At 27.5% G+C, this 4,255-nt stretch carries 2 protein-coding genes and 1 pseudogene; all 3 read right to left on the reverse strand.

Going from position 1 to position 4,255, the window contains the following annotated elements; genetic code table 11:
* Positions 1 to 1,665: pseudogene (locus KJQ99_RS08740) on the reverse strand (hypothetical protein); the annotation flags it as partial.
* Positions 1,666 to 1,788: 123 nt separating this feature from the next.
* Positions 1,789 to 2,748 (reverse strand): tetratricopeptide repeat protein, encoded by a 960-nt coding sequence (locus KJQ99_RS08745; protein WP_214117959.1) that lies wholly within the window; start codon positions 2,746 to 2,748, stop codon positions 1,789 to 1,791.
* A gap of 227 nt (positions 2,749 to 2,975) precedes the next feature.
* Positions 2,976 to 4,255, reverse strand: a 1,280-nt coding sequence (locus KJQ99_RS08750; protein ID WP_214150568.1) for a phosphoethanolamine transferase, incomplete at its 5' end; no start/stop codon positions are given.

The following is a 4,255-nucleotide window of genomic DNA, read 5'->3' on the forward strand; positions in this document are numbered from 1 at the left end:
TTTAAGCACTAAGCTATTGCTATCAACTGTTGCTGAATGATCTTTTATAGTATCATCACCATTTACTTCTGTAATAACAAGTTTATCAAATACTGGAGCTACTGGCTTATCTTCAGGTTTAACTTCTGGAGTTACAACATCTTCAGTTTTATCTTCTTCAGGTTGTTTATTGTCTTCAGTGTTTTCAGGTTTATCTTCAGGTTTAACTTCTGTAGTTACAACATCTTCAGTTTTATCTTCTTCAGGTTGTTTATTGTCTTCAGTGTTTTCAGGTTTATCTTCAGGTTTAACTTCTGGAGTTACAACATCTTCAGTTTTATCTTCTTCAGGTTTATTTTCAGAAGCTGGAACTTCAATAATTGCTGGATTTACACTTGTATTGCCAACTTTATCAGTTGCACTAATTTCTACCTTATCACTAGCATTTGGAATAGTAATTACAAAATTACCATCTTTGTCAGCCGTCGCCTTATCTCCATTAGGAGTTGAAACTACCGCTTCTGGCTCTGTTTTACCTGATACTACTACATTTCCTTCTACAACTTCTACTTTAGTATCTGTTATTACAGGAGCTATATTATCTACACTAAATGAGCTATCTACACTATTATTACCATTCTCAACATGATATTTATATAATAATTCAGCATTTGATAAGTCAAAAGTATAGTTATAATCACCATTAGCATCAGCTGTAACTTTTACAGGGAAATGGATTTGAGCTACATTGTTACCATCTAATGTATAACCAATAACATTTATTGTTACTTCAGAATTAGGTGTAGCTCCACTACCTTTTATAGTAAATTCTGTTCCATTTGTTAATTTACCATCTACAATATTAGAATCTTTATCATATACATTTGCAGTTAAATTTAATGGTTTTTCTTCAGGTTTAACTTCAGGTTGAGTATTATCTTCAGTTTTATCTTCTTCAGGTTTAACTTCTGGAGTTACAACATCTTCAGTATTTTCAGGTTTTTCTTCAGGTTTAACTTCAGGTTGAGTATTATCTTCAGTTTTATCTTCTTCAGGTTGAGTATTGTTTCCTGTATTATTTTCTGGATTTTCAGGAACTACATTGTCATTAGCACCATTATTTCCTGGAATTGTAGGAATTTCGCCATTGTTAGCTTCTCCATTAATTTCAGGTGTTACTTGATTACCTTGTGCTAATAAATCATTAAGATTTGCAGCACCTAAGCCGTTGTTGTTAAAATTAGTAATAACATTATTATCAACTTCTCTTGATAATACATCTGCATAAACTGTGCTTTCGCTACCTGATTGGTCAAACACAACATCATTTAATGTTCCAGTAGCACCAGCAGCACCAGCTTCACCAGCAGCAGTTGCGTCTAATTCTATTTCTCCATTGTTATTTACTAAGTTATTGATTAAGTTATTGATTTTATCATCAATTGCAGCTTCATTTTCAAAGCTTTCACTTGTTAAAATACTATTATCAATCTTTGCAACATTATCTCCTACAATATGTAAAACTTTGCCACTGCTAAGTTCTATATCAACACTTGTATCTTTTCCGATTGTTCTAATAGTATCATTTAGTGATACTGCATCGCCTACATTTAGTGACTTCTCACCATTAACATTAATAGCTTTAACATCGCCTATTAATTTAATAATTTTTCCAGCTTCCGCCATAATATTTCTCCTTGTTGAATTTCAAAACAAGGTTAATTTAACGAAAATATATAAATTCTATTATTGCCCTTCAGTGCAAAAAATATAATTTTTACAAAAAAAGGCAAAAAAATGCATAAAATATTAATTACAAGCTTTAGTAAAACCTAATTCGCAAGCTTTTTGAAAGAATTTTTTTGATTTAGAAGAATCTGTTTTGATATATGTCTTATCATTATCTTTTAATCCATCTTCATACATATATCCAAGTCTAGAACAAGAATAACCATCGCCAATCTTACAAGATTTTTCATAGTTTTTTATAGCTTTTTCAAAATCATTATTATGTTCTTGTAATACCGCTAAGCTAGCACAAGAATCTTTATCATCTAATTCACATCCTTGCTCATAATACATTTGAGTTTTTTCTATATTGTTTAAATATCTATAAACATCTCCTATTGACTTGCAAGCTTTATAATTTTTATTATTACACTCTTTATCGCTTAAATCAGAAAAATTAGATATTTTATTATTAACAACTTGGGTAGTTAAATACCAATTTGACACCATCTGACAACCATAATCATCACCTAAACCACAAGCTCTTAAATAAAAATCAATTCCTTGATTAGGATTTAAATTATTAGCAAGTTCTATACAAGAATTAGCAATTCCACCATTGCAAGCTTTAAATAATTCGTCTTGTTTAAATTCTTTATATTCTTTTTTTTGTAAATAAGCATAATTATCACAAGCTTCATAAATATCATTCTTACAAGCATTATCTAATAAATCATTCGCTTTTTTTATATCCTTATTAACGCCAAGTCCTAGATAATACATTTTTCCAAGACTTCCACAAGCTTTTTTATTATTCAAATCACAAGATTTTTTATAATATTTATAAGCATAAGAATAAGAAATTCCAGTTCCTAATCCAAATTCATTCATCTCTCCTAATCTATAACAAGCATTAGAATTATCTTTATTACATTCTTGTTTAAAATTAGGATAAGCTTTTTTATATTCACCCTTTTCAAACAAACTTTCATTAGCACTTAAAGATACCAAAATACCTAAAGCTAATAATATTTTTCTCATACAATCTCCTTAAAAAATATCAAATAAATTAAAGTAAAAATAATATGTAAAAATCGTAAATATTGAAGAGATTAAAAGGGTTGCATTTAGGAGTATAGTTGAAAAATGATTAACGATTTATTAGCTGCAACCCTTTAAAACAAGGAATGGCGTATTATAACCACACAATTATTAAAATAATATTAAACTAAATAAAAATTTTATAAATATTTTATTTTTTATATTATTTATAAATTATTTTCTAAATCTATGCTAAATAAATCATAGTTTTTCCTATAATCTTTTGTAGAAATATTAAAAAACCCTAATAAAGAACTAAATAAATTATCTTGAGATAGTTTAAAATCAAGTTTATCTTTATTGTTATACTCATAATTAGTCCATAAAATAGCCGGAATTTGAATTTGCTCTTTTGGTGCTAAATAATATGGCATTCCGTGCAAATAAAACCCATTTTCTCCTAAACTTTCTCCGTGATCACTTAGATAAAATAAAGCTTTTTTATCAGCATTATCAGTCTTTAAAATTTCAATCAAACTAGCTACTATAAAATCAGTATAAAGCAAGGTGTTATCATAAGTGTTATATAAAGTATTTTCGCTACATTCTTGCAATTTATTTGTATTACAAGTTGGAGTAAATTTTTCAAATTCTTTTGGATATCTAAGATAATAACTTGGCCCATGAGAACCTTGCAAATGCACTATTATTAATGTATTTTTATCTTTTTTACTTTTTAATATATTCTTAGTTTCATCAACTAACCATCCATCATAATCTTTACTTTTAATAATAGAATTAATGTCATTACAAACATTTTGACAACCTCCAGAATTATTATCTATCCAACGCACATCAATAAAACGATTTAAAAGATTTAAAACATTCTCATAATTTTCACCTTTTTTAAAATCCACCCTATCATGCAATGAAAACATGCAAGGTAAAGATTGAGCAGTGGCAGTCCCGCAAGATGTAAAATTACTAAAATAATTAATATTTAAATTCTTAGTATAAAAATTAGTATCGTTTTTAGCATATCCGCCTAAAGAATAATTTTTTGCCCTTGCAGTTTCTCCTACTACTAAAATAAAAGTTTTACTCTCATTATCATCTTGAATAGAAGCATCAAGCCCTATTTTTACCATCTCTTCTTTAGGAGTGAATTTTGATTTTGTTATTTTAATAGCAGAATATATTTGATGAAATGGCACATTGTAATATCTTATGTCATCATTAGTTCTAATAAAAGGTATAAAAGTTCTAGAATTAGTAAATACTATGACAAAAATCAATATAGCACTTAAAATAATTGAAACTATTTTAGCTATATAACAACCTTTTTTTATACTAATAAATCTTAGCAAAATTATTGGTAATACAACGCTTAATAATATAAAAAATACAAAAGATAAAGAAAATAAATCGCTCATTTCTCTTTTGTCTGTTAAAAATACATTAGCTACCATATTTCCATCAATAACTACATTGTAAGTTTTAATAAAAT

It is taken from the genome of Campylobacter sp. 2018MI13 (assembly GCF_018501135.1).
Classification (GTDB): domain Bacteria; phylum Campylobacterota; class Campylobacteria; order Campylobacterales; family Campylobacteraceae; genus Campylobacter_E.